The organism is Halalkalibacter flavus, assembly GCF_036663575.1.
Classification (GTDB): domain Bacteria; phylum Bacillota; class Bacilli; order Bacillales; family Bacillaceae_D; genus Halalkalibacter; species Halalkalibacter flavus.
In genome coordinates this window covers 1-256 of record NZ_JAWRVK010000307.1, presented here as the reverse complement: position 1 = coordinate 256, position 256 = coordinate 1, and the positions used below count along the sequence as shown (strand labels likewise).

Here is a 256-nt window from a genome sequence, read left to right as displayed (position 1 = left end):
CGGACTTGAACCGGCACGGTAGTCACCTACCGCAGGATTTTAAGTCCTGTGTGTCTGCCAATTCCACCACCCCGGCACGGCAGAAAATATATGGAGGCGGCACCCGGATTCGAACCGGGGGATAAGGGTTTTGCAGACCCGTGCCTTACCACTTGGCTATGCCGCCAGACAAAAAAATGGAGCGGAAGACGAGATTCGAACTCGCGACCCCCACCTTGGCAAGGTGGTGTTCTACCACTGAACTACTTCCGCATTG

At 55.5% G+C, this 256-nt stretch carries 2 tRNA genes; both read right to left on the bottom strand.

The features are described 5' to 3' along the window. Nucleotides 1-91: 91 nt before the first annotated feature. Nucleotides 92-166, bottom strand: a tRNA-Cys gene (locus SAY88_RS25300). Between the two features lie 11 nt (nt 167-177). Continuing rightward, nucleotides 178-252, bottom strand: a tRNA-Gly gene (locus SAY88_RS25295). Nucleotides 253-256 lie beyond the last annotated feature (4 nt).